This window comes from Streptomyces sp. NPDC103540 (assembly GCF_055584445.1).
The window spans coordinates 619869-645039 of the sequence record NZ_JBVJMA010000003.1; the positions used below are offsets into that span (position 1 = coordinate 619869).

Below are 25171 nucleotides of genomic sequence, written 5' to 3' on the forward strand. Positions count from 1 at the left end.
CCCGTCCGTCGGGTGGCTTCAACCGTGACGACCGTGGTGGCGACCGTGGTGGTTTCCGCCGCGACGACCGTCCGTCGGGTGGTTTCCGCTCGGGTGGTGACCGTCGTGACGACCGCGGTGGTGACCGTGGTGGTTTCCGTCGTGACGACCGTCCGTCGGGTGGCTTCAACCGTGACGACCGCGGTGGCGACCGTGGTGGCTTCCGCCGCGACGACCGTCCCTCCGGCGGCTTCCGCTCCGGTGGCGCCGGCGACCGCCCCTACGGCCGTCGTGACGACAACCGTCCGTCCGGCTCCGGTGGCTCCTTCGGCGGCCGTCGTGACGACAAGCCGCGCTGGAAGCGCAACGGCTGATCTCCGAGCGCCTTCTGACGCTCCCTCGGCCCCCACGGCACCTCGGTGCGGTGGGGGCCGAGCCCGTTTCCGGCCCGTTTGGCCCCGTGCCCACCCATTGGCGGGAAACCGCCTCAGCCACACCCGGCGATACCCGATCGGCCAGGAGCCCCTCTCCGGCTATGCTCTGGGGTGAGCACGTGGAGGGCCATTAGCTCAATTGGCAGAGCAGCGGACTTTTAATCCGTTGGTTGTCGGTTCGAGTCCGACATGGCCTACCACCCGCGGGCCGGGGGGACTTCCCCCTGACCTGCGAACGAGCGCCCCATCCGAGTTCCTCGGGTGGGGCGCTTCCTCGTGTGCGGCAGGGATCCCACGACGACCCGTCGCGGCCGGGACCGCCCGCGGGGCGCCGGCGGTGTCGTGCGGGGCGCGGGGCGCGCGCCACGGGCTCCCGTGGGCTCCCGGGGCCGTCCGTAGGGCGGGCGCGGTCGGGGCCGCCGGCCGGGAAGTGGTGCGCGACGGAGGGGCCGGTACCCGGGCCGTCGGGGCGCCGCAGGCTTCGAACCGCTGTCGACCGCCGGCCTTCGTCATCGCATTTCAGGGCTTTGACCTGCGGTGATGCCCCTCGCGGGGGTGTCCGGGGCGGTAATTGGCGCAGGGCGTCCCCCGGATGACGTAGAGTTGGGTTCACCGACGCGGGGTGGAGCAGCTCGGTAGCTCGCTGGGCTCATAACCCAGAGGTCGCAGGTTCAAATCCTGTCCCCGCTACTGAAGACGAAGGCCCGGTTCCTTGAATGGAACCGGGCCTTCGTCGTGTTCGCGGGCGTTCTCCGGGGTGCGCCGCGCGTCGCCCTCACTCGACCGGCCCGGTCGGGTCGCCGCGGGGGGTCGGTGCCGCCAGCCTGGAGGGGGCGAGGCGGGACCGGGCGGCAGGAGACGGCGTGGTGGGGCTGGGCCGGCAGGGAAGCGACGCGCGCGGCCTCGCGGGAGGCCGGGCCCGGCGGGTGGTCCGGATCCTGCCGATGACCCTCATCGTGCTCGGGCTGGTCTTCGACCTGTCCACTCCGCCGAGCTTCACGGGTTCCCCCTTCTTCTCGGCGGCTCCGCTGATCGCGGCGCCGCTGTTCTCCCTGTGGGCGACGGCTCTGACGGGGCTCGCCGCCTCGGCGACCGTGGTCGGCCTGCACGTCCACAACGGCACCAGCGGCAGGGCGGAGGCGCTGACCGAGCTGGTGACCGTCCTCACCGTGTCGGTACTGGCCCTGCTGATCAACCGGGTCGTGCGGCGCAGCGGCGAGCGGCTCGCCTCGGCGCGCGAGATCGCCGAGGCCGCCCAGCGGGCCGTGCTGCCGACGCCGGCGGAACGGATCTCCGGGTTGCACGTCTCCGCCCGCTACGAGGCCGCCCAGGCCGACGCCTTCATCGGCGGGGACTTCTACGCCGTCCAGGACACCCCGTACGGGGTCCGGCTCGCGGTGGGCGACGTACGGGGCAAGGGGCTGGGGGCGGTGGAGGCCGTCGCCGTGGTGCTGGGGGCCTTCCGGGAGGCGGCGGACACCGAGGAGACCCTGGAGGGCCTCGCGCGGCGCCTGGAGCGCGCCCTGGCCCGTGAGGGCGGCCGGCGGGACGGGTTGGACGCGGTGGAGGGGTTCACGACGTGCGTGCTCGGTGAGGTCCCTCCGGGGGCGGAGGCGTTGCGGTTGGTCAACCGGGGGCATCCGGAGCCGCTGTTGTTGCACGCGGACGGCGCGCTGGTGGTGTTGGCCCCGCGGGAGCCGGCGTTGCCGTTGGGGCTGGGGGAGCTGTCGGCGGGGTCGGTGGACCGGGTCGGGCAGTGGCCCTTCCCGGCGGGCAGCACGCTGTTGTTGTTCACGGACGGGCTGACGGAGGCGCGGGACGCGGCCGGGGTCTTCTACGACCCGGCCGCCCGGCTGCGGGGGCGGGTCTTCCCCGGGCCGGACGCCCTGCTCGACGCGCTGAGCACCGACGTGCGCCGGCACACGGGCGGCGGGGCGACCGACGACATGGCGCTGCTGGCGGTGGGGCGTCCGGGGGAGGGGCAGCCGGCTCGCCGGCGGACCGTCCCGGTGGTGCGGCGGGACGAGACCTAGATCACCTCACGCTGCGTAGCGTACGGGGTGCGCTGAGCAAGGTACTTGACGGATCGTCATTAAGCCTGTGTGGCTGAAGTGAGCCATGATTCCGCTTCTTTTTGCGGGAGTTGTTCAGTTGATGTACTGAATGTCCAGGCCAAAGATGCGCGATGCGTGGCTGATTGACGTTAACGATCAGTCGCAACAGCTTGGAATCACTCCCCCGCGTCTATTACCGTTCGATAACGCAGCGCGGTCGTCCCAGCCGTCGTAAGAGACGGCACCGTGCGCGTTCCCCCCTTTGAGGAGTGTGCCCCCGTGGCCTCCAACTCGCCTGCCCCTGACGGCACAGACGTCCAGGAGACGCCCACCGGCGGAGCCTGGGGCGAGTGGAACCCCACCGAGGACTCCGCGCGGCCCCCGCGCGGCAAGCACCGCGTCCTCAAGCCCCGCGGGGGACTCGCCCGCAGCTCCACCGTGCTCGGCGTCGGCGTGATCGCCGCCGTCGGCGCCGGCGGCATCGCGACCGCGCAGGACCGCCCCCAGGTCGCCATATCCGTGCCCTCGCTCCCCGACCTGCTCGGCGCCGGCGGTCAGGACAAGGACGCCGACGACGCCGGGACGGGCGCCGCACGCACCGCGGAGGCCGCACGGCAGGCCGAGGACGAGCGGTCCCAGGCCGACGCCGGGGAAGCGCTGCGCAACCGCATCCTCCTCCAGGCCGAATCACAGCAGGACACCCTCGACGCCCAGGCCCGCGCGGACGCCGAGCGGGCCGCGCGCGACGCCGCCGCCCAGGAGGCCCGCGGCCAGAAGGAGGCCGCCGACAAGGAGGCCGAGGAGATCCGCACGGCCGCCGAGAAGGCCGCCGCCGAGAAGGCCGAGGCCGACAAGGCGGCCGCGGAACAGGCCGCCGCCGCGCAGGCCGAGGCGAAGCCGGCCGCCGGCTCCGGAGGGGGCTCCACGGGCGGTGGGAAGTCCACGGGCGCCTTCGTCCTGCCGACCTCCTCCTACACGCTCACCTCGCACTACGGGGTCGCCGGCTCCATGTGGTCCTCCGGCTACCACACGGGCCTCGACTTCGCGGCCCCGACGGGCACCCCGGTCAAGGCCGTCGGCGCGGGCAAGGTCATCTCCGCCGGTTGGTCCGGCGCCTACGGCTACCGGATCGTGCTCCAGCTCAACGACGGCACCGAGGTCTGGTACTGCCACCTCTCCTCGATGTCCGTGACCTCCGGTTCCGTCGGCGCGGGCGACACCATCGGCCGGGTCGGCGCGACCGGCAACGTCACCGGCGCGCACCTGCACCTGGAGGTCCGCAAGGGCGGCTCCACCGTCGACCCGCTGGCCTGGCTGAACTCCAAGGGCCTGAGCGTCTGAACCGAACGCACCGGGTCCGGGTCCGGGTGCGCCCCGGCCTTGACCCGCTTGCGCTCACGGACCCGCGGTGAGGTCCGCGAACTCCGCCCGCCGGGGGGCCGGCAGGAGCGCCGCGGGCGCGCGTACGACGGCCGCGGCCGGACCCGGAACCCTCGCGGGTGTCGGTGCGGAGGGGGCGACCGGAGGGTGGGGGCGCGGCGGCAGCAGCTCCTCCAGGACCGCCGCCCGGGCCAGCGCGGGCGAGGCCGTCGCCTGGCGCCGCCACAACGACTCCAGCAACTCCCGCTCCCGCACCACGAAGTCGGCCTCCTCGCCCGGACCCGCGTGGCGGGCGTGCCGGCGCAGCAGGGCCAAGGCGGCGGCGTCCGCCGCGTACCGGGAGACCGCCCGGGCGGCGGGGCGGCCACCGGTGCGGCGGGCCAGGGCCCGCGCCAGCGAGCGGGCCGGCACCGAGGCCAGGGCCGGCACCTCCGCCGGCCGGAGCCACCCCGCGTGCGCGTACACCGCCAGCTCGGCGGCGACGGCGCGCAGTCGGTGGCGCCGGATGCGCACCGCGAGCCACAGCAGCAGCCCGAACGCCGGGACCATCACGCAGCCGTAGACCACGTAGAACCCGTGCTCCCCGAAGTGGGAGGAACCGTTCCACAGGGCGTGCGCGCCCATGGCCAGGGCCAGGCCCAGCAGCGGCAGGCCGACCCTGCGGACCCGGCCGACGGCGAGCGCGGCGGCGCCGAAGCCGAGCCCGGTCAGCACGGTGAACAGCGGGTGCGCGAACGGGGACATGACCGCCCGTACGAAGAACGTCGCCGCGGTCACGGAGTCCAGCACCCCGGTGCCGCTCGCGCGGTCCTCGTCGAAGGCGTTGCCCAGGTAGAGGATGTTCTCGGTGAAGGCGAAGCCGGTCGCGGTGAAACCGGCGATCACGAACCCGTCGGCGGGGCCGGTGAACTGTCGTCTTCGGAGGAGGAAGACGAGGAGGAGCGCAGCCGCCTTCGCGGTCTCCTCCACGACGGGGGCGATGGCCACCGAGCCGAGGTGGTCGGCGTTCGAGGGGTCGGCGGTGGCCGCCGCGATCCAGTCCGTGGCGAAGCTGTTGGCCAGTATCGCGATCAACGCGGCGGTGCACGCCCCCCACCCGAAGCAGAGCAGCAGCCGCCGCCACGGGCCGGGCGCGGCCCGGCCCAGCCACCGGAAGGCCGCCATCAGGGGCGGCACCGGCAACAGGGCCAGACCCAGGCCGACGAAGAAACCGGGGGTACCGGTCTGCTCCCGGACGAGTTCGAGGATCGCGATCCCCGTCGCGGTGAGCAGGGTGACCAGCACGCACGTCCGGGCCCTGCCCGACGGGCGTGCGAGCACACCACGGAGCGCTCGGAACACATGATGACCCTACCGAGCGGGTCGGACACCGGGAGTGACGTTCGTGGTTACCGCGTCGGCTCGGGGGAGGCCTCGTCCGTACGTGCGAACAGCAGGTCGTGGACGACGTGCCCCTTGTCCAGGCCCTGTCCCTCGAAGCGGGTCAGCGGACGGAAGTCGGGGCGCGGCGCGTAGCCGCCGTCGGCCTGGGTGTTCTCGAACCGCGGGTGCGCCGTGAGGACTTCGAGCATCTGCTCGGCGTACGGCTCCCAGTCGGTCGCGCAGTGCAGGATCGCGCCGGGCGCCAGTCGGGTCGCGGCCAGGTCGAGGAACTCGGGCTGGATCAGCCGCCGCTTGTGGTGGCGGGCCTTGGGCCACGGGTCCGGGAAGTACACGCGCAGACCGGCGAGGGAGTCCGGCGGGAGCATCTCGCGGAGCAGGATGATCGCGTCGCCGTTCGCCACGCGGACGTTGGTCAGGCCGGCGCGCTCCGCGAGGGCGAGCAGGTTGCCCTGACCGGGGGTGTGGACGTCGGCGGCGAGGACGCCGGTGCTCGGGTCGGCGGCGGCCATCTGGGCGGTGGCCTCGCCCATGCCGAAGCCGATCTCCAGGACCACGGGCAGGCCGTCGAACATCTCCTTGAGGTCGATGACCTCGTGGCCGTCGATGTCGAGGCCCCAGGTGCCCCACAGCCGCTTCAGCGCCTCGCCCTGGCCGGTGGTCACCCGGCTGCGGCGCGGCTGGAAGCTGCGGATGCGGCGCTCGTGGTGCGATCCGGCCGGGTCGGGCGCGGGGCCGTCGGGGAAGCGGGGCTCGGTGCGCCACTTGGGGGGCGCGTACGCGGTCGCCTCCGGCGCGCTGTCGGGGAGGCTGGGCTGGGGGTTCGGGGACTCAGACACAATGCGGAGATTCTACGACGCGACCCTCCCCGGGCCCGCTGCCCCGGCGGGTCGGGGCGCGCCGGGACCCCGGCGGGGCGGGGCCCTGGCGGGGCGGGGCCCTGGCGGGGCGGGGCCCTGGCGGGCCGGGACGGTGGGCGGGGCCGGGCCGTCCCCGAGCGTCCCCCGGCCGTCTCCGGTGGTTTCCGGTGGTCCTGGGCGGGGCCGGGCCGTCTCCCGCGGTTTCCGGCGCTCCCGGGCCGGCCCGCGCGTCCCCCGGCCGGGCGCGGTGCCGGAGCGTCAGGCGCGCAGGGCGGCCAGGGCCCGGCCGGCGATCTCGCGGCCGATCGGCAGGGAGGCGGTCGCCGCGGGGGAGGGGGCGTTGAGCACGTGCACCGTGCGCGGCGCCTCGCGGATGAGGAAGTCGTCGACCAGGGTGCCGTCCCGCAGCACGGCCTGGGCGCGCACCCCGGCCTCGGCGGGCGTCAGGTCCGCCTCGGTGACGGCGGGCAGCAGTCGGCGTACCGCCTCGGTGAAGGCCCGCTTCGACAGGGAGCGGTGGATCTCCCCGGCCCCGTACCGCCAGTGCCGCGAGGCCATGCGCCAGGTGCCCGGCCAGGCCGCCTCGGTCGCGAGGTCGCGCGGCCGGACCGTGCTCCAGCCGTAGCCCTCCCGGGCCAGCGCGGGCACGGCGTTCGGTCCGACGTGGACGCCGCCGCCGATGCCGCGCGTCAGGTGCACCCCCAGGAAGGGGAACGCCGGGTCCGGCACCGGGTAGACGAGGCCCCGGACCAGGTCGGGGCGGGCCAGGTCGTGGTACTCGCCCCGGAAGGGGATGATCCGCATGCCCGGGTCGTCCCCGGCCAGGCGGGCGACGCGGTCGCACTGCAGGCCCGCGCAGTTCACCAGGACCCGGGCCCGCAGGACCTGCCCGGAGGTGGTGCGCACCGCGACGGCGGAGGGGCGGCGGGAGATCAGGTCGACCTCCGCGCCGTAGAGCACCTCGGCCCCCGAGGACTCCGCCAGCTGCGCGGCCACCCGTCCGTAGTCGACGATGCCGGTGGTGGCGACGTGGATCGCGGCCAGGCCGCGGATCTCCGGTTCGTACTCGGCGATCTGCGCCGGGCCCAGCTCGCGCACCGGGATGCCGTTCTCCCGGCCGCGCTGGACGAGCGAGTGCAGGCGCGGGAGCTCCGACCGCTCCGTGGCCACGATCAGCTTGCCCGTCACCTCGTGCGGGATGTCGTGCTCCGCGCAGAACTTCACCATCTCGGCGGCCCCGCTCACCGCGAAGCGCGCCTTCAGCGATCCCGGGCGGTAGTAGATCCCGCTGTGGATCACCCCGCTGTTGCGGCCCGTCTGGTGCCGGGCCGGACCGGGCTCCTTCTCCAGCACCGTCACCCGGGTCCCCGGAGCCAGCCGTGACAGGGCATGCGCGGTCGACAGGCCGACGATCCCGCCCCCGATCACCAGCACGTCGCAGTCCACGCTGACACCTCCCACCCCTGCATAGTGCACCCCGCCACCGACAGCTCGGCTACGCGGGGGCCACCAGCAGCGGCCGCGCCCGCTCGCGCAGCTCCGCGACGCGCGGTTCGTCCCCGTACGGTTCGAGCCGGTGCAGCAGGTCCCGTACGTACTCGTTCGTGCGCGCCGAGGAGATCCGGCCCGCGACCTCCACGGCCCGGGTGCCGGCCGCGCAGGCCGCGTCGAGGTTGCCCGACTCCAGCTCGGCGACCGCGCTCACCACCAGCCGCAGCCCGTGCGAGCGCACGTACTCCTCGGTCGGGCGGGACAGGGCCTGCTCGGTGAACCGGCGGACCTGACGGGGCAGTTTGAGGTCCCGGTAGCATTCCGCCGCATCGGCCGCGAAACGGTCGTACGAGTAGAAACCAAGCCAGGTCGGATCCGCGTCGCCCTCCCGCGAGCGTTCCAGCCACCCTTCGGCCGCCCGCAGCGCGGCGCCGGCGGCGGCCGAATCGCCCGCCTTGGCGTGCGCGCGGGCCTCGACGAGCCGGAAGAAGCTCATGGTGCGGGCGGTGGCCAGGCCCCGGTTGCGTTCGGCCGCGGCCTGCGCGAGGTCCACGCCCTCGTCGGGGAAGTCGCGGTAGGTGGCCTGGAGGGACATGGAGGCCAGGACGTAACCGCCCAGCGGTACGTCGGCGGCCGCGCGGGCCAGGCGCAGCGCCTGGATGTAGTAGCGCTGGGCCGCCTCCTGCTGGCCGGTGTCGAAGGCCATCCAGCCCGCGAGCCGGGTCAGCTCGGCGGTCGCGCCGAACAGCGCGCGGCCCACCTCGTCCGTGTAGGAGCCCAGCAGCAGCGGCGCCGCGTCCACCCGCAGGCACTCGGGCACCATCGACGAACGCCAGTCGCCGCCGCCGTACTTGGAGTCCCAGCGGCGCGCGTCCTCGGCCGCCTCGCGCAGCTTCGTCACGTCGCTGTGGCCCACGCGCTGCGGGGAGGCGTCCGTCCCGAGACCGGTGAGCACGGCGGGAGTCGGGGCCGGGGAGGGCGCCGCGGGGGCGGACGCCGCGCCCGCCCGCTCCGATCGCGGCTGCCCGGTTTCGGGTCCGGGCCGGCCGGGCACAAGGCCCTGCGCGGGGACGGCGGCCGACTGCCGGGGCGGGGCGGACGGCCGGGAGCCCGCGGCGCCGCCGGGCGCGGCGGCGGAGGACGACGGGACCTGCGGCGCGCCGTGCCGCGCACCCCGCGGGGACGGGTGGGCCTGCTGCGCGAGCGGCGACGATGACGGAGCCTGGGAAGGCTGCCCCTGCGTCGGGGCCTGCGTCGTGGTCTGTGTCTGCGTCTGCGGTGTCTGCGCCGGGGCCGTGCTCCGGGGCTGGTGCTGCGCCGGCGTGGTGGGTTCCCGCGCCACCGAGCTGTCGGCGGGAGATATCAGCCACCGTGACGCGGGCGTCGCGTACGCCGACACCGAGAAGGAACCCGCGAGCGACTGCCAGATCCCGCCACCCCCGCGCCGCCCCGCCAGGTCCAGCCGGTACAGGTCCGTCGCCGAACGCACCGCCGCCCCGACGTCGCGCGGGAAGGCCAGTCCGACCTCCGGCGCCGGGTCGGCGTCCGCCAGGCCGATCTCGTGCAGCGGCACCGGCCGCCCCAGCTTCGCCCCGATGGCCGCGGCGATCAGGTGCGGCGCCGCGCCCTGCGGCACCATCCCCTTCGACACCCACCGCGCGACCGAGGTCTTGTCGTAGCGCAGCGTCAGACCGCGCTGCGCGCCGAGGTCGTTGACCCGCCTGGCCAGGCCGGCGTTGCTGATGCCGGCGAGGGCGAGGACGGCGCCGAGCTTCTCGTTGGGCTCGCGGAGCTCCCTGGACATGCGCCACCCCTCGTCACACGCGGAACGCAGACGCCGCCGGGGCATAGGCACCCGGCATTTCGTAAACCCAGCGTAGTTCCCCGCCTCCCAAGCGTTAAGGCCCCTACTTCCGTATGGCGGGATTGTTGTCCGTATGCACCGTCGGCCCGGAGTGGGCACCCGGGGCGCACGCCCCGAACCGTGCTCCCGCCGTGTGGCCGTGCGCCCGGCCGTGCGCTCTGGCCGGTCCCGGGGCCCGGCGATTCGATGTGCGGTGCGTGGGTCGGCCCACCGAGTGGATCCGGTGGGCCGGGGGATGCCGCTGCCTCAATCCCCGCGGGTGGCGGAACGGTCCGGGGGGTGGATCCCGCCTCCCGGACCGCGCGCCGCCCACCGCCCGGCACGGGCGGCCGGTACGGCCGAAGAATGGCCGAAACCAGACTGTGGGACGGGGGGAACGAAACATCAAACACCGCGTGGCCGAGGCGTGTTCGTTTACATGTGCGCCCCCGAAGCCACTCTCGCACGCCCGTCTCGTGGCAGCATGGGACCCGAGCCACTCGGGGCCCCGCCGGCCGCGCCCTCCGCGCTGACCGTCTCGTCCGTGCCGTCCGTTGCCCCGGTCATGTGCCCACGGGCTGGGGGAGGCGGCGGTGCGCTGGTTGGTCGGCTGGAGCAGTATCGCCGCGAACTTCGGCACGGCCGGACGCGTCTCCGGCCAGGGAGACCGGTCCGTCTTCGGTCACGACCCCGGCCCCCACCACCCCCGCGCCGACCCGCCCCGCGGAGGCCTCGCGGACGCCGCCCACGCCGACGACCCGGCCGCGGTGGACGCAGACCGCACCGTCCACCCCGTCGGCGCCCAACTCCTGTGGGGCGACCCCGACCCCCTCTGGGCCGTCGGCGACTGGCGCCCCGACGAGATCCGCACCGTCACCGCCGACCCCGCGGACCCCTTCACCCGCCTCGCCGTCCTCGGCTGCTGCGGCGCCACCGACGCCGAACTGCGCCGCGCCCTCTACGCCGCGCGCGGCGGCGCCCTGCGCCACCTCACCGAGTGGTCCGGCAGCTACACGGCCGTCGTCCAGGCCGGCCGCCGCATCACCGTCCTCGGCGACCTCGCGGGCGCCAGACCCGTCTTCTACACCCCCTGGGCCGGCGGCACCGCCTACGCCACCGCCGCCCTCCCCCTCGCCGACCTCATCGAGGCGCAGCTCGACATCGGCCACCTCGCCGCCCTGCTGGCCTGCCCCGACAGCCCCGAGGCCCTGGGCGACGGCACCCCGTACGCCGGCGTCCGGCGCATCCCGCCCGGGCACACCCTGATCCTGCGCGAGGGCTCCCGGGAGATCACCGGCTACGAGCCCGTCGCCTCCCTCGCGGTGGCCGCCCCCGAGGCCGACCCCGAGCGCGCGGTGGAGGGCGTGCGGGAAGCGTTGGTCGACGCGGTGCGCGCCCGGCTCACGGCTCCCCGGCATGCTCCCGAGACACTTGTTCCAGACCCCGGCCCCGTCCCCGGCATGGGCCCCGCCGACCGGCGCGCCGCCCGCGGCGCCCCCGCCCCGGGCGTGGGGGCCGACCTCTCCGGCGGCAGCGCCTCCGCGACCCTGGCCCTGCTCGCGGCCGGACTCCCCGGCGCCCCCGGCACCCTGCCCGGCACCGGCTCGCGCCTCCTCGCCGTCACCTTCAACGACCTCGCCACCCCGCAGGGCCGCGAAGGCGAACTCGAACGCGCCCACGCCATCGCGGGCGACCCCCGCCTCCACCACGTCGTCGTGGCCGCCGCCGCCGAGGCCCTCCCGTACGCCGACCTCGACGGCCCCCTGACCGACGAACCCGGCCCCTCCCTCGTCTCCGCCGCCCGCGAACGGCGCCGACTGGCGGCCGGTTCCGCCGACCACTTCACCGGCCACGGAGCCCGCCAGGTCCTCGACGCCCACCCCGCCCGCATGGCCGACCTCCTGCTCGACCGCCGCCGCCGGCACCTGCTGCGCCCCGTCGCGGCCCTCGCCCGCTCCGCGCCCGAGGGCCCCCTGCTCGTCCCCTTCTCCGTCTACTCCGCCGCCCGCCGCCTCGCCCGTACGCCGTACCGCACCGGCATCGAGGCCGCCGCCGCCCGGCTGCGCGAAGGCGGCCTCGGCGCCGGTCCCTCGGGGCCGGTCGACGCCTCCCTCGCCGCCCTGACCTGGGCCCGCCCCGGGCCGGCCGCACGCTGGCTCACCGGCGAAGCGCTCGCGGAAGTATCGATCCGTCTCGGAGCCGCCGCCGGCCGCCCGCCGCTGTCCCTGCGCCCCGGCGAGGCCCGCGCCCGCGCGGTGCTGGCCCGCCACGCCGCCGACCACCGGGTCTTCGAGCAGGCCGTCGAGGTCCGCAGCCAGCGCCTGCACGCCCCCTTCCTGGACAACCAGGTCGTCCGGGCCGCGCGCGCCCTGCCCGAGTCCCTACGGGTGCAACCCGGGGCCCGCGCCGCGATCCTGCGCGGCGTCCTCGCCTCCGCCGGCGTACGCGAACTGCCGCCCGGCTGGGGCGTCACCGCCCACACCCCGAACGAGACCGCCACCCGGCTCGGGCTGCGCGCCGCCCTGCCCGAACTCCTCGCCCTGTTCCGGGCCCCGCTCCTCGCCGACGCGGGCATCGTCGACACCCGGGCCGTCCGGCAGGCCCTGGCCGACGCCGCCGACGGCACCCCCGTACCGCTGGACGGACTCGCGGAACTCGTCTCGATGGAACTGTGGCTGCGCCGCCTCCTGTCCCGCCGCGGCACCTGCTGGACGGGCACCACCACCCCCCGCCGGCGCGCCGTGCCCCACCCGCAGTCCCCCCTGCCCCGCCTGACGAGCCGCTGAGGCCCGGGGGCGGGGGCGGGGGCCGAGGGCGCCGCGAGGGTCAGTCGCCGCCGCCACCCCCGCAGGAGGACGACCCGCACGAGGACCCGCCCCCGCACCCGTAGCCGCCGCCCCCGTCGCCGCCCGACCAACGCCCGCGCGACCCGCCGGAGCCGCCGCCCCGGCGCCGGCGCCGGTGGTCGCGCCAGATCGAGATCCCCACCAGCAGCAGGACGAATCCCACGACCATCAGGACGTCCACGTTCCCGTTCCCCCGTCTTTCGGCGCCCGCCGCCCCCGTCGGGCGGATCCGGCCGCCCCATTCTGATCCCCCCGGCAAACCCCCGGGATGCCCGCCCCCCACAGCCCCCGCCGGCGACAAAACCCCGCGCACCCCCCTCCCGGGCAAGGCAGAATTGCCCGGTGCGGTACCTCATCCTCGGCGTCACCGAGGCCCATGACGAGACCGGCGCCCCCCTACCCCTCGGCGGCGCCCGCCTGCGCGCGCTCCTCACCGCCCTCGCCCTGCGCGCCGGGGGCTCGGCCGCAGCGCCCGTCGCCGCACTGGTCGACGAGGTCTGGGGCGACGCCCCGCCCAAGGACGCCCCCGCCGCCCTCCAGGCCCTCGTCTCCCGCCTGCGCCGCGCCCTCGGCTCCCGCGACCGGATCCTCGCCGACCCCACCGGCGGCTACCGCCTCGCCGCCGTCCGCGAGGACGTCGACCTCCACCGCTTCAACCGCCTCGCCGCCCACGGCGGCCGGCAGCTGTCCACCGACCCCGCCTCCGCCGCCGCGACCCTGCGCGAGGCCCTCGCCCTGTGGCGCGGCCCCGCCCTCGCCGACCTCCGCGAACCGGCCCGCACCGCCTACGCCTCCGCCCCCGAGGCCCGCCGCGCCACCGCCCTGCGCGACCGCGTCGAGGCGGACCTGCGCAGCCTCGGCCACCCCGGCGCCCCCACCGCGGCCGGACTCCTCCCGGAGATCGAGGCGCTGATCCACGAGCACCCGTACGACGAGGCCCTGCGCGCCCAGCAGCTGCGCGCGCTCCGCGCGGCCGGCCGCCCCGCCGACGCCCTGGCCGCCTACGAGCGCACCCGCACCGTCCTCGCCGACGCCCTGGGCACCGACCCCGGCCCGCAGCTGCGCGCCCTGCACGCCGAACTCCTCCGGCCGGGGCCCCCACCGGGCGGCCCGACCGGAGCCGACCAGGCCGCCCCGCCCGGCCCGACCGCCGCCCCGGCCGCCCCGGCCGCCCCGACCGCCGCCCCGACCGCCGACCAGGCCGCCCCCACCGCAGCCCAGGCCGCCCCGACCGGCCCCGACACCCCGCCGCTCCCGCTCCCGCCCCCGCTCCCGCGCGGCAACCTCCGCCCCCGCCTCACCTCCTTCGTCGGCCGCGAACCCGAGCTCGCCACCCTCGCCGGCGACCTCGCGCGCTTCCGCCTCGTCACCCTCACCGGCCCCGGCGGTTCCGGGAAGACCCGCCTCGCCGAGCACGCCGCCGCCGCCCAACCGGAATCCGGCTGGCTCGTCGAGCTGGCCCGCCTCGACCACCCCGCCGCCGTCCCCGGCGCCGTCCTCAGCGCGCTCGGCCTGCGCGAGAACAGCCTCGTCGCCCGGGAGAAGACCCCGCCCGAGGATCCGCTCACCCTCCTCGTCGACCACTGCGCGCACCGCCGCCTCCTCCTCGTCCTGGACAACTGCGAGCACGTCATCGGCGCCGCCGCCGAGCTCGCCGAACGCCTCCTCACCCACTGCCCCGACGTACGGATCCTGGCCACCAGCCGGGAGCCCCTGGGCGTGCCGGGGGAGTTCCTGCGCCCCGTCGAGCCCCTGCCGCCCGCCCCCGCGCACCGCCTCTTCGCCGACCGGGCCGCCGCCGCCCGCCCCGGCTTCACCGTCGCCGAGGATCCGGCCGCCGTCGCGGAGATCTGCGCCCGCCTGGACGGGCTTCCGCTGGCGATCGAGCTGGCCGCCGCCCGGCTGCGGCTGCTCACCCCGCGCCAGATCGCCGACCGCCTCGACGACCGCTTCCGCCTGCTCACCGGCGGGGCCCGCACCCTGCTGCCGCGCCAGCAGACCCTGCGCGCCGTCGTCGACTGGTCCTGGGACCTCCTCGACGCCGCCGAGCGCACCGCCCTCACCCGCATGTCGGTGTTCGCCGGCGGCTGCGACCTGACCGCTGCCGAAGCCGTCTGCGCCGACCCGTCCTACGAGGTGGCCGACGTCCTCGGCTCCCTCGTCGACAAGTCCCTCGTCGTCGCCGAACCGGGCCCCGACGGCATGCGCTACCGCATGCTGGAGACCATCCACGAGTACGCCTCCGAACGGCACGCCGCGCACGCCGGCGCCGATCCCGACGACGCCCGCGCCGTCACCCGCCGCCACCGGGCGCACTACCTCGCCCTCGCCGAGGAGGCCGAGCCCAAGCTCCGCTGCGCCGAACAACTCCCCTGGATCCGCCGCGTCGAGACCGAGCTGGACAACCTCCGCTCCGCCCTCCACACCGCGACCGAGCTCTGCGGGCCGGACGCCGACCCCGACACCGAAACCGCCCAACGCCTCGTCTTCGCCCTCGGTTGGTTCTGGTGGCTGCGCAACTACCGCGGCGAGGGCGCCGAGTGGACCACCCGCGTGCTCGCCGCCTGCCCGCCGGAGCCCCCCGAGGGCACGGACGCGTACTGGCGCTCCATGCGCCTCCAGGTCCTGCACATGTTCCTGCTCGCCGAGACCGGCCCCGCGGACAACTTCCGCAAGCCCGAGCACATCGCCCTCGCCACCCGCATCAGGGAGACCTTCCGCCACGGCTCCCCTGAGACCACCCGCTTCCCCGGCATGCTCTGGCCCGCGACCTGCTTCCTCACCGGGGACACCGCCGACTTCCACGCGAGCCTCGACCTCTCCGTGGAGAACTGCCGCCGGCACGCCGGCGACTGGGAACTCGGCGTCACCCTCATGCTCCGCACGCACGTCGCCATCGACCTCACCGGCGGCCTGCCCACCCTCGACGACGACCTCGCCGAACTGCACCTGATCGCCGAGCGGACCGGAGACCGCTGGACGCGCGCCCAGGTGGCCAGCGCCGCCGGCGAGGTCGCCCTCGCGCACGGCCGCTACCCCGAGGCCCGCGCCGAGTACGAGGAATGCCTGCGCCTGGCCCACGAGGTCGGGGCCCACACCGAGGCGCCCTTCGCCATCGCCCGGATCGCCGAGACCGCCTACTGCGAGGGCGACTACGCCGAGGCCGCGCGGCTCGTCGAGGAGGCCGACGCCGAGGCGCGGCTCTACGGCGGCGTGTACGACGCCCGGGGCTTCATCTGCCTCCTCGGCGCGCTGCTCGCCCTGCGCCGCGGCGACGTCGAGGCGGCCCGTGAAGGGTGCGCGGAGGCCCGCAAGGAGGCCTCGCGGGTCAACACGCCCCCGCAGTTCGCCGCCGGCACGGACATCGTGGAGGCCCTCGTCGCCGCCCACGACCACGGCCCGCGGGCCGGTCTGGCGGTCATCGCGCCCTCCCTCGCCAGGGCCGTCGCCGCCCGCTGCGCCGAACGCGTCCTGGCCGAGGCCGCCGAGATCGCCGCACTGCTGCTGGCGGACGCGGGCCTCGCGGCCGAGAGCGTACGGGCCCTCGCGGCGGCCGGCGTCTGGCGCGGCCCCGACCCCCGCTCGGCACCGGAGCAGGACCTGGTCGAGGACCTCCCGGCGCGCACCCTCGCCCTCCTCGGCCCGGCCGCGCACGAGCGGGCCCGGGTCGCGGGCGAGGCGCTGAGCCCGGCGGAGGTCGCCGCCGAACTCGCGGAACTCACCGGACGCGAAGCACCCGACGGGTTCACCGGGCTCACCGGCAGTTGATCACCGCGTCGGCCCAGCTCGCCAGCGTCGGCAGGTGCCCCTGCCCGGCCTGCTCCACCACGAGCCGTACGGTCCGGTGCCCGGCCAGCGGCACGGAGACGGCCGCCGGCGCGTCCCCGCGGCCGAGCGCCTCGGAGCGCCACAGCCGCGTGCCGTCCCCGTAGACGGAGAAGCGGACCCGGCCGTCGGTCAGCAGGGACAGCCCGTCCACCCCGGCGCGCGCCGAGAAGTCCGTGCACTGCCGGTTGAGGGTGATCTCCACGGAGGAACGGGAGTGGACGGTGATCCCCTGCGAGAAGTGCCGCCCCCCGACCTCCAGCCCCCACCGCTGCCACACCCAGCCGCTGCGCCAGGTCTCCACCTCGGGGCCGGTGTGCGGTCCCAGCGGCGCGTGCCGCAGCGAAGCGAGCCGGAACCCCTCCGAGGGCCGGGGCGGCGGCGGTGGTGTCGGCGTGGGCGACGGCTTCGCCCGGGTCGGGGAGGGGGAGGGCTTCGGGCTCTGCCGGGACGCGCTCGGCACCGGCGGCGCCGGCCGCGCGGGGGCCGTGCTCGACGCCGCGGCGGACGGCGTCGCGCTCGGCCTCGCCGGTACGGGTCCCGGCGCGGCCGGCTGCGGCCCGTCGGCCGGGGGCGTCCCGGGCGGGGTGGACGCGGGGGTCTTCGGGGCCACGGGCACGGCGGGCGCCACCACGCCCGGGGCGGGCCGGTCGACGGCCTGCGGCTCGGGCTCGTCCCCGGCCAGGGCGAACACCACCCCGGCGGCCGCTGCGACCGCTATGCCGGCGGCGATGGCGGCCTTGGCCGGCAACCCCAGCCCCTCCGACACCACGGCCCCGCCCGCACCGCCGGCCCCGCCCCCGCCCGCACCACCGGCCCCGGCGGCCCCACCGGCCCCCACGCCGGCAGCCCCGGCCGCCCCTGCGGCTCCGGCCGAACCAGCCGCGGCGCCGCCTCCCGACGCGGCGGCCGCGGCCCCCGCACCCCCGGCGGCGGCGACCCCACCGGCCACCACCCCGGCCGCCTTGGCTGCGTACCCGGCGGCGAACCACCCGATGACCGCGACCGGCAGCAGGGCGGGAATCCCGGCGTTGACGTCCTTCAGCTCCCCGGCGGCCAGCCGGCACTGCGCGCACTCCTCCAGGTGCCGCCGCAACCCGCGCTCCGCCCGCATCCGCAGGCCGCCCCGCGCGTACGCGCCGAGCCGGTCCGCGTACCGCGCGCAGTCGCCGCCGGCGCTCAGCGCGGAGCTCACGTGCGCCTGGAGGTAGGCCTGCTTGAGGCCCTCGCGGGCCCGACTGGCCAGTACCGCCGTCGCGTTGGCGCTCAGCCCGAACAGCGGGGCGATCGCGCTCGGCGAGGACTCCTCGACGGTGGTGTGCCACAGCACCGCCTGCCACCGTTCGGGCAGGCTCCGGAAGGCCTGCATGGCGAGCGAACGCTCCGCCTCGTGCATCGCCCGTACGTCGGCGCCCAGTTCCAGCGTGTCGCCCTGCGCCAGCGCGCCCGCCGCCCCCTCGGAACCGCCGGCGGCCTGCTCCGCGAACACCGCGAAGTCCTCGACCAGGTGCTCGCGCCGGGCGGTCTTCGCCCACGCGGCGGCCACCCGTCGCACGGTGGTCAACAGATAGGCGCGCACCGAGTGGTCCGGCCCGGCGCCGCCGCGCACCGCCTGGAGGGTCCGGGCGAACACCTCGGCGGTCAGGTCGTCGGCGGTGTGGCCGTCGCGGCAGCAGGTGCGCGCGTACCGGCGTACGGCATCGGCGTGCCGGCGGAACAGTTCCTCGTACGCGCCGTCGTCGCCCGCGCGCATCCGCGCGACCAAGTCGGCGTCGGACGGCGGCAGATCGGCGCCCGCAGCTCCCGAAACCCCTGACGCCCCCGAGGCGGCGTGCCGGCCCGCGGGTTCGCGCTGGGCCGGTACCTGGCGGGCGGGCGGGCCGCCCGCCTCGACGTTGCCGGAAGCGCCCCCGGGAGCCCCGTCCCGTCCGTCAACGCTCATCGCGGCAGCCCTCGCACGACACACTCGAACCGGTACACCGATCCAGCGTGTCACACGGCGCGGGTGCCCCGGCCCCGTCCGCGCACCATCCACCCGTCCGTGCGGGCTCCCTCGCCCCGCCCCCTGCGCCGACCTGCGCCTCACCCGTACGTGCGACCGACCGCGCCCGCGCCCGGGTTGACGCCCGAACCGTCCCGGCCGACGCCCGAACCGCCCCCGGAAAGGCGAAAAACGCCCCGCGCGGAACCCCCCGCGCGAAGCGTTTCCCACCTCGACCGCGGGCACCTCACCCGCGGACCACCGTCAGGCCGTACGCGAACGCAGGCCCTCCAGCAGGATGTCCAGCAGTCGGGCCGAGGCCGCGGCCTGCTGCTGCGGGTCCGGCAGCGCCGGCGCGGCGGTGGCGATCACCAGCAGCACGTCGGCCACCGTGACGTCGGTCCGCAGTTCACCGGCCTCCCGGGCACGGTCCACGAGCCGGCCGACGACCTCCAGCAGCGCACCCGCGCCGGCGTCCTCCGACGGCTCGTCCTCCAGGGAGGTGCGTGAGCCCACGACCCGCAGCTCCGGCCCCGAGGTCGCCCCGTTCGCCACGGCCTGACGCTGGTGCGGAACCCGCGCGGCCGCCTCCTCCGCGGCCGCGTCCTCCGCCGCCGCGCCGACGCGCAGCACCTGGGGCGGCAGCAGCCGCCCGGCACCCGAGGCCACGGAGGTGCGCAGGAAGCGCGACAGCGCCTGCCACGGCTCCTCCTCCTGACCCAGAGCGGACTGGGCCTGTTCGGTGAGCCGAGCGGTCTCCTCCTCGGCTATCCGACGGACCAGGACGTCCTTGCTCGGGAACCGCCGGTAGACGGTTCCGACACCGACCCGCGCGCGCCGCGCCACGTCCTCCATCGGAGCCCCGTAGCCGAGCTCGCCGAAGACCTCGCGGGCCGCCCGCAGGACGTGCTCCAGGTTGCGCTGCGCGTCGACGCGCAGGGGCGTGGAGCGACCCACACCGTGGGTGGTGGCGCCCGTCATCATGCGCCCGCCGCTCTCCGCGGACGCGGACAGAGCGGTGGCAGAGCCATGGAAATCGGAAATGTGCATATGTATCCCCCGGTAATCATTTTGTCTCCCCCCGGAGACTCCCCGCCTTCACGTCGAGGGGGGCCACGGTCATGAGGCCCTGGTCCTACTCCTCGACGAGATACGAACATAGTTGAGCCAGAGTCAATTCAGAAGAGGCAGCCCCGGACGGAGCGCCGCCCGATCGGAGCATTCACCCCCACTTTTCCGGCGGAAGCCCCCGGAATCGCCCCCTCCGCACGCTCTGACCTGCACAGTTCCAGCCAAACATGACCCCCCTGACGACCCCGTCACGCAGGCCCCACCGGTCACACAATTTGTCGGGGCTGTGGACAAACTCCCGGCCAGGGGGCGTCATGGGATGGTGAAGGCTGCTAACTCGCGGGGCGACGCCCCCGGTACCCCGCCCCGCACGCGCATCCTCGTCGTCGGCGGCGGATACGTCGGCATGTACACGGCCCTCGGCCTCCAGCGAAAGCTGAGATCCGGCGAGGTCGAGATCACGGTGGTCACCCCCGAGCCGTACATGACCTACCAGCCCTTCCTCCCCGAAGCCGCCGCCGGCTCCATCTCGCCGCGCCACGTCGTGGTCCCCCTGCGCCGCGTCCTCGACCGGTGCCGCATCGTCATCGGCGAGGCCCGCCGCATCGACCACGCCAAACGGACCGCCACCGTCACCACCCTCGCCACCGCCGAGGAGGGCACGGGCGACATCGAGATCGCCTACGACGAACTCGTCCTCGCCCCCGGCTCCGTCTCCCGCACCCTGCCCGTCCCCGGCCTCGCCGACTACGGCATCGGCTTCAAGACCGTCGAAGAGGCCATCGGCCTGCGCAACCACGTCATCGAGCAGATGGACATCGCCTCCTCCACCCGCGACCCCGCCATCCGCGACGCCGCCCTCACCTTCGTCTTCGTCGGCGGCGGCTACGCCGGCGTCGAGGCGCTCGGCGAGCTGGAGGACATGGCCCGCTACGCCGCCCGCTACTACCACAACGTCAAGCCCGAGGACATGAAATGGGTGCTGGTCGAGGCCAGCGACCGCATCCTCCCCGAGGTCGGCCCCGAGATGGGCACCTACACCGTCCGCGAACTGCGCCGCCGCAACATCGACGTCCGCCTCGAAACCCGCCTCGAATCCTGCGAGAACCGCGTCGCCGTCCTCAGCGACGGCACCCGCTTCCCCACCCGCACCGTCGTCTGGACCGCCGGCGTCAAACCCCACCCCGTCGTCGCCGCCTCCGACCTCCCCCGCAACGAACACGGCCGCCTCGTCTGCACCTCCTTCCTCACCGTCGAGGGCGTCGAACACGCCTGGGCCGCCGGAGACGCCGCCGCCGTCCCCGACATCACCGCCCCCGAAGCCGGCCGGATGTGCGCCCCCAACGCCCAGCACGCCGTACGCCAGGCCAAACAACTCGCCGACAACCTCGCCGCCGCCCTCCACGACGAGGTCCTCACCGAGTACGCCCACAAGTACGCCGGCTCCGTCGCCTCCCTCGGCCTTCACAAGGGCGTCGCCCACATCTACGGACGCAAGATCAAGGGCTACCCGGCCTGGTTCATGCACCGCGCCTACCACCTCAGCCGCGTCCCCACCTTCAACCGCAAAATGCGCGTCCTCGCCGAATGGACCCTCTCGGGGCTGTTCAAACGCGAGATCGTCTCCCTAGGCTCCCTCGAACACCCCAGGGCAGAATTCGAACTCGCCGCCGGCGCCGGCCCCCGACACCCCTCGCCCGGCCCCGCCCCCCACCCCCCACAGGACGGACAGAGCTGACGTCGACCGTGCGCCCGGCCCCACCGGACGTGTGACCATAGGTGGGCCCACCCCTGCACACAGTGACATTCCGAGTGACCTTCACCGAGCGACACCGACCGGCGACCGACCCGGGGGCACCGCCCGGCAGCAGCCGGCGCGGACACAGCGACCCCCTGCGACACCACGAGGCTTGAACGCAGTGAACTTCACGCGCTGGAGCGCCCGGTTCCCCGGAACACAGCGCCGCGCCGCCGCCCGGAACGAACACGCCGCCGCCCAGGCCAAACGCGGCGAAGGCTCCGTCCCTGCGGCCCGCGGCTCGGCAGGACACTCCCCCACGCCCCCCGACGGCAGCCCCGCCGACGCCACCGTCTCCGGCACCGGCACCGCGCCCCTGCCCTCCGTACCCGCCCTCGACGAGCTGTCCGTACGCGAGGTCCTCGGCCTGCTCCCGGCCCTCGTCGCCCTCGTCCACGGCCCCGAACACCGCGTCGCCTACGTCAACGACGCCTACACCGCCGGCTTCGGCCCCCGCACCACCGGCGCCCCCGCCCACGAGGCCCTCCCCGAACTCGGCGAACTGGGCCTCCTCGAACTCCTCGACCAGGTCCAGCGCAGCGGCAAGCCCCGCACCGCCAAGAACCGCACCGCCCCCGGCGGCGGGAACTCGTACACCGTCACCTGCACCCCCGTCGAGTTCCCCAAGGCCGGCACGGACGGCACGGCCGACCCCCACCACACCGGGATCCTCGTCCACCTCGCCGACGTCACCGACCACGCCGAGGCCGTCGACCGTCTGCGCGCCAGCGAACGCCGCCAGCGCGAGGCCGCCGTCACCCTCCAGCGCTCCCTGCTGCCCCAGGAACTGGAACAACCCGACGACCTGCGCATCGCCGCCACCTACCAGCCCGGCGGCACCGAAGCGGCCGTCGGCGGCGACTGGTACGACGTCATCACCCTCGGCGCCGGCCGCACCGCCCTCGTCATCGGCGACGTCATGGGCCGCGGCGTCCGCGCCGCCGCCGTCATGGGCCAGCTCCGCACCGCCGTCCGCGCCTACGCCCGCCTCGACCTGCCCCCGCACGAGGTGCTCCAGCTCCTCGACGGCCTCGCCGCCGAGATCGACGCCAGCCAGATCGCCACCTGCGTCTACGCCGTCCACGACCCCAACGAGGGCCTGCTGGCCTACGCCTCCGCCGGCCACCTCCCCATCCTGGTCCGCGACCAGGACGGCACCGTACGCCGCGCCGCCGACCCCACCGGCCCCCCGCTCGGCACCGGCGGCTGGCTCCACACCTCGGGCACCATCGCCCTGGGCCCCGGCTCCACCGCCGTCCTCTACACCGACGGCCTCGTCGAACGCCGCGGCGAGGACATCGACGAAGGCGTCGCCACCCTCGAACGCGCCCTCGCCGGCGCCCAGGGCACCCCCGCCGTCGTCTGCGACCGCCTCATGCGCGCCCTCGGCGTCGACGCCGACCACGACGACGACGTCGCCGTCATGGTCCTCCAGCAACCCGCCCGCACCGGAGCCGACGCCGAGCTCTTCCACAACGCCGCCCTGGAACTGCTCGGCGGCGTCGAGGCCGCCCCCCGCGCCCGCGCCTTCGCCCAGGGGGTCCTCGCCTCCTGGCGCTTCCCGGTCGAGCTGTGCGACCTCGGCGTCCTCGCCGCCAGCGAACTCGTCGCGAACTCCCTCCAGCACGGCACCCCACCCATGCGCCTGCGCCTGCGCCGCACCGACCGCCGCCTGATCATCGAGGTCACCGACGGCGACGACCACCTCCCGCGCCACCGCCGCGCCGAACCCGCCGACGAGACCGGTCGCGGCATCTCGATCATCGCCACCGTCTCCTCCTCCTGGGGCTCCCGCCGCACCCCGGGCGGCGGCAAGGCCGTCTGGTGCGAGTTCGCCCTCCCGGACAAGTAGCCGCACACAACGAAGGGCCCGATCCACCGGACCGGGCCCTTCCCTCTTCCTTCTGCCTCTTCTCCCCTTACACCGCCGCGTGCTCCGCCGGAGCGGACGCCTTCACGACTACCACCGGCTCCGCCGCGACCCGCGCCGACGACGGGTTGTCCTGCGCCGGGCTCAGCTGCCGGCCGAGCCGCAGCGCCAGCCCCGCGATCCCCAGCGACACCAGCACGAACACCCCGATGTACAGCATCGGCACACCCGCGCCCAGCGGGACACCGAGCGGACCCAGCGCCAGCGCCATCTGCTTCACCAGGGCGAAGGCCGAGTTGTACTGCCCGACCGAACCCTCCGGCGCCAGATCCGCGACCAACGGCGCCAGCGTCGGCGACAGCATCGCCTCACCGATGCCGAACAGCGCGTACGTCGTGATGAACGCGGCGGCCGCCATCATCGCGCTGCCGTGCCCCAGCCCGGAGAACCCGGCGATCACCCACGCGACCGTCCAGATCAGCCCGACCAGCGCGATCACCCGCGACCGACGCCGCTTCTCCACCAGCTTCAGCACCACGAACTGCGCGATGACGATCGCACCCGTGTTGGCCGCCAGCGCGAACCCCAGCGTGGACGGGGAGATACCCGCCGCCTCGGTCCCGAAGGCCGCCAGACCCGACTCGAACTGTCCGTAGCAGGCGAAGAAGAGCACGAAGCCCAGCACGCACAGCTGCACCATCGCCTTGTGCCGCAGCAGCCGCCTCCAGCCGCCGCCCTCGGGCATCGCGTCCTTGGCCACCCCGTCACTGATGCCCGTGACCTGCGGCATCCGCACGGTCGCGATGACCGCGGCCAGCACCAGGAACATCACGGCCTCGATGCCGAACAGCAGCGTGAAGCTGCCGGGCCGGCTCTCGTCGACGATCTGACCGCCGACGAGACCACCGATGCCCAGACCCAGGTTCTGCATGAAGAACTGCAACGCGAACGCCCGCGTCCGGGTGCTCGGCGTCGAGCACCACACGATCATCGTGGCCAGCGCCGGCTGCATCACGGCCTGCCCGGCGCCCAGCGCCAGGGCGGACAGCAGGATCGGCACGATCCCCGTGGACAGCCCGAGCGCCAACGCGCCCACCGAAGCCGCGACGGCCGCACCCATGACCACGGGCACCGGACCACGTCGGTCGATGACCCGACCGGTGAAGGGCAGCGCGACGAGAGCACCCAGGGCGAACGCCACGAACGCACTCGTGGCCGCCATGGAGCCCAGCCCCCGCACCTGCGCCACGTAGATGTAGAGGAACGGAACCGTGAAACCGATGCCGAACGCGGTCAGCGCGTTGCCGGCCTGGATCCGCCGCATCGCAGCGCCCATCACCTTGGTCACTTCTCACCTGCCTTTGAGACCTGAAGCCTGAAGACTTCATACCTAAACTTCAAGCCTTAACACTACACACCGAAGGAGTTAGACGCCAACGAGCTCGTGCCATACTTCGAGGCATGGGTGACACCCCCGACGGCGCCGTGCCCGTCCCCGAGCCGAGCCTCGACGAGCAGATCGCCGTCTACCAGCGCGAATTCCAGGACCTCGACCCCCAGGTCGAGAAGGTGGTCTCGGCCCTGAGCCGACTGAACCGCCGCATGAACGTCGCGTACGGACGCCAGACGGCGGCCCTGGGCATCAGCAACGCGGAGTGGGAGGTCCTCAAGGCCCTCGTCATCTCCGGGGCGCCCTACCGGATGGGCCCGAGCGAGCTGGCGAAGCAGCTCGGCCTCACGCCGGCCGCGATGACACACCGGATCGACCGCATGACGGCGGAGGGCCTGGTCACCCGGGAACGGGACGAGTCCAACCGCGTCCGCGTGATCGTGGAGCTGACGGACGAGGGCCGGAGCAAGTGGCTGGACGCGATGCGCGCGGCCACGGTGTTCGAGGAGGACCTCCTCCAGGACCTCTCCACCGCCGAGCGCGGAGTCCTGGGAGACATGCTCACCCGCCTCCTGGACCGCGTGGAGGACCTCCAGTCCCGGGGCTGACCACGGGGTTGACCTCGGAGGTTGACACGGACTTCACCAGTCCGTAAGGTTCTTCGAGTTGTCCCAGAGCCGAAAGGTTCTGGCGTCAACGAATCCGCCGCCTCGTTGCGGCAACCTACTCAGCACGATCTCCCACTGGGAACGCATTCGGCATGTCCGAATTCATTTCCGAAGGCCCGATTATCGGTTGCCGGGGAAATCCGCTAGAGTTCAGGAGTCGGAAGGGCCCAACAGCCCGGAAGACAAACCCCGCTGACTGGGAGTCAGGCCCGAAAGAGTCTGATAGAGTCGGAAACGCAAGAACACAGAACGAAAGCCCGGAGGAAAGCCCGAGAGGGTGAGTACAAAGGAAGCGTCCGTT

The 25171-nt window shown here is 75.0% G+C and carries 15 protein-coding genes, 2 tRNA genes and 1 pseudogene; 10 read left to right on the top strand and 8 right to left on the bottom strand.

Annotated features, from left to right (window positions below):
• The 5 genes and pseudogenes from ACZ6ZI_RS10915 to ACZ6ZI_RS10935 form a co-directional block, all read left to right on the top strand.
• Positions 1–353 (top strand): annotated as a pseudogene (locus ACZ6ZI_RS10915) (DEAD/DEAH box helicase); the annotation flags it as partial.
• 184 nt (positions 354–537) lie between these two features.
• Positions 538–613 (top strand) — tRNA-Lys (locus tag ACZ6ZI_RS10920).
• 416 nt (positions 614–1029) lie between these two features.
• Positions 1030–1103 (top strand) — tRNA-Met (locus tag ACZ6ZI_RS10925).
• A gap of 173 nt (positions 1104–1276) precedes the next feature.
• Positions 1277–2446 carry a PP2C family protein-serine/threonine phosphatase gene (locus ACZ6ZI_RS10930; protein ID WP_469518609.1) on the top strand — a complete coding sequence of 390 codons (1170 nt, stop codon included), beginning with the start codon at positions 1277–1279 and terminating at the stop codon, positions 2444–2446.
• Between the two features lie 300 nt (positions 2447–2746).
• Positions 2747–3808, top strand: a complete 1062-nt coding sequence (locus ACZ6ZI_RS10935; protein ID WP_469518611.1) for a M23 family metallopeptidase — start codon at positions 2747–2749, stop codon at positions 3806–3808.
• Positions 3809–3862: 54 nt separating this feature from the next.
• Here ACZ6ZI_RS10935 and ACZ6ZI_RS10940 read toward each other — a convergent pair whose 3' ends face one another.
• The 4 genes from ACZ6ZI_RS10940 to ACZ6ZI_RS10955 form a co-directional block, all read right to left on the bottom strand.
• Positions 3863–5188 (bottom strand): PrsW family intramembrane metalloprotease, encoded by a 1326-nt coding sequence (locus tag ACZ6ZI_RS10940; RefSeq protein ID WP_469518613.1) that lies wholly within the window; start codon positions 5186–5188, stop codon positions 3863–3865.
• Between the two features lie 47 nt (positions 5189–5235).
• The gene (trmB, locus tag ACZ6ZI_RS10945; protein ID WP_469518615.1) at positions 5236–6066 is read right to left on the bottom strand and encodes a tRNA (guanosine(46)-N7)-methyltransferase TrmB; all 831 of its coding nucleotides are present in this window, start codon (positions 6064–6066) and stop codon (positions 5236–5238) included.
• A gap of 279 nt (positions 6067–6345) precedes the next feature.
• A complete protein-coding gene (gene lhgO, locus ACZ6ZI_RS10950) occupies positions 6346–7563 on the bottom strand; it encodes an L-2-hydroxyglutarate oxidase (protein WP_469518617.1) in 1218 nt (405 codons plus the stop codon).
• Between the two features lie 19 nt (positions 7564–7582).
• A complete protein-coding gene (locus tag ACZ6ZI_RS10955; RefSeq protein WP_469518619.1) occupies positions 7583–9382 on the bottom strand; it encodes a sporulation protein in 1800 nt (599 codons plus the stop codon).
• Between the two features lie 632 nt (positions 9383–10014).
• Here ACZ6ZI_RS10955 and ACZ6ZI_RS10960 point away from each other — a divergent pair.
• Positions 10015–12207 carry an asparagine synthase-related protein gene (locus tag ACZ6ZI_RS10960; protein ID WP_469518621.1) on the top strand — a complete coding sequence of 731 codons (2193 nt, stop codon included), beginning with the start codon at positions 10015–10017 and terminating at the stop codon, positions 12205–12207.
• A 40-nt stretch (positions 12208–12247) separates the two neighbouring features.
• Here the strand turns inward: ACZ6ZI_RS10960 and ACZ6ZI_RS10965 are convergent, their stop codons facing one another.
• The gene (locus ACZ6ZI_RS10965; RefSeq protein WP_469518623.1) at positions 12248–12448 is read right to left on the bottom strand and encodes a hypothetical protein; all 201 of its coding nucleotides are present in this window, start codon (positions 12446–12448) and stop codon (positions 12248–12250) included.
• A gap of 161 nt (positions 12449–12609) precedes the next feature.
• Between ACZ6ZI_RS10965 and ACZ6ZI_RS10970 the strand changes: the two genes are divergently transcribed.
• Positions 12610–16035 carry an AfsR/SARP family transcriptional regulator gene (locus ACZ6ZI_RS10970; protein WP_469518626.1) on the top strand — a complete coding sequence of 1142 codons (3426 nt, stop codon included), beginning with the start codon at positions 12610–12612 and terminating at the stop codon, positions 16033–16035.
• On the opposite strand, the gene ACZ6ZI_RS10975 is transcribed toward ACZ6ZI_RS10970, so the two are convergent.
• On the bottom strand, positions 16022–18034 hold the full coding sequence (locus ACZ6ZI_RS10975; RefSeq protein WP_469518628.1) for a sigma-70 family RNA polymerase sigma factor: 2013 nt from the start codon (positions 18032–18034) through the stop codon (positions 16022–16024). The genes ACZ6ZI_RS10970 and ACZ6ZI_RS10975 overlap by 14 nt on opposite strands.
• Before the next feature lie 303 nt (positions 18035–18337).
• The gene (locus ACZ6ZI_RS10980) at positions 18338–19123 is read right to left on the bottom strand and encodes a TetR/AcrR family transcriptional regulator (RefSeq protein WP_469518630.1); all 786 of its coding nucleotides are present in this window, start codon (positions 19121–19123) and stop codon (positions 18338–18340) included.
• Between the two features lie 340 nt (positions 19124–19463).
• On the opposite strand from ACZ6ZI_RS10980, the gene ACZ6ZI_RS10985 reads away from it, so the two are divergent.
• Positions 19464–20882: an NAD(P)/FAD-dependent oxidoreductase gene (locus ACZ6ZI_RS10985; protein ID WP_469518633.1), complete on the top strand. Its 1419-nt coding sequence runs from the start codon at positions 19464–19466 to the stop codon at positions 20880–20882.
• 181 nt (positions 20883–21063) lie between these two features.
• Positions 21064–22794, top strand: a complete 1731-nt coding sequence (locus ACZ6ZI_RS10990; RefSeq protein ID WP_469518685.1) for an ATP-binding SpoIIE family protein phosphatase — start codon at positions 21064–21066, stop codon at positions 22792–22794.
• A 67-nt stretch (positions 22795–22861) separates the two neighbouring features.
• On the opposite strand, the gene ACZ6ZI_RS10995 is transcribed toward ACZ6ZI_RS10990, so the two are convergent.
• Positions 22862–24148 (bottom strand): MFS transporter, encoded by a 1287-nt coding sequence (locus ACZ6ZI_RS10995; protein WP_469518687.1) that lies wholly within the window; start codon positions 24146–24148, stop codon positions 22862–22864.
• Between the two features lie 125 nt (positions 24149–24273).
• On the opposite strand from ACZ6ZI_RS10995, the gene ACZ6ZI_RS11000 reads away from it, so the two are divergent.
• Entirely contained in the window at positions 24274–24810 is a 537-nt protein-coding gene (locus tag ACZ6ZI_RS11000) for a MarR family winged helix-turn-helix transcriptional regulator (protein ID WP_363059413.1), read from the top strand.
• Positions 24811–25171: the final 361 nt, after the last annotated feature.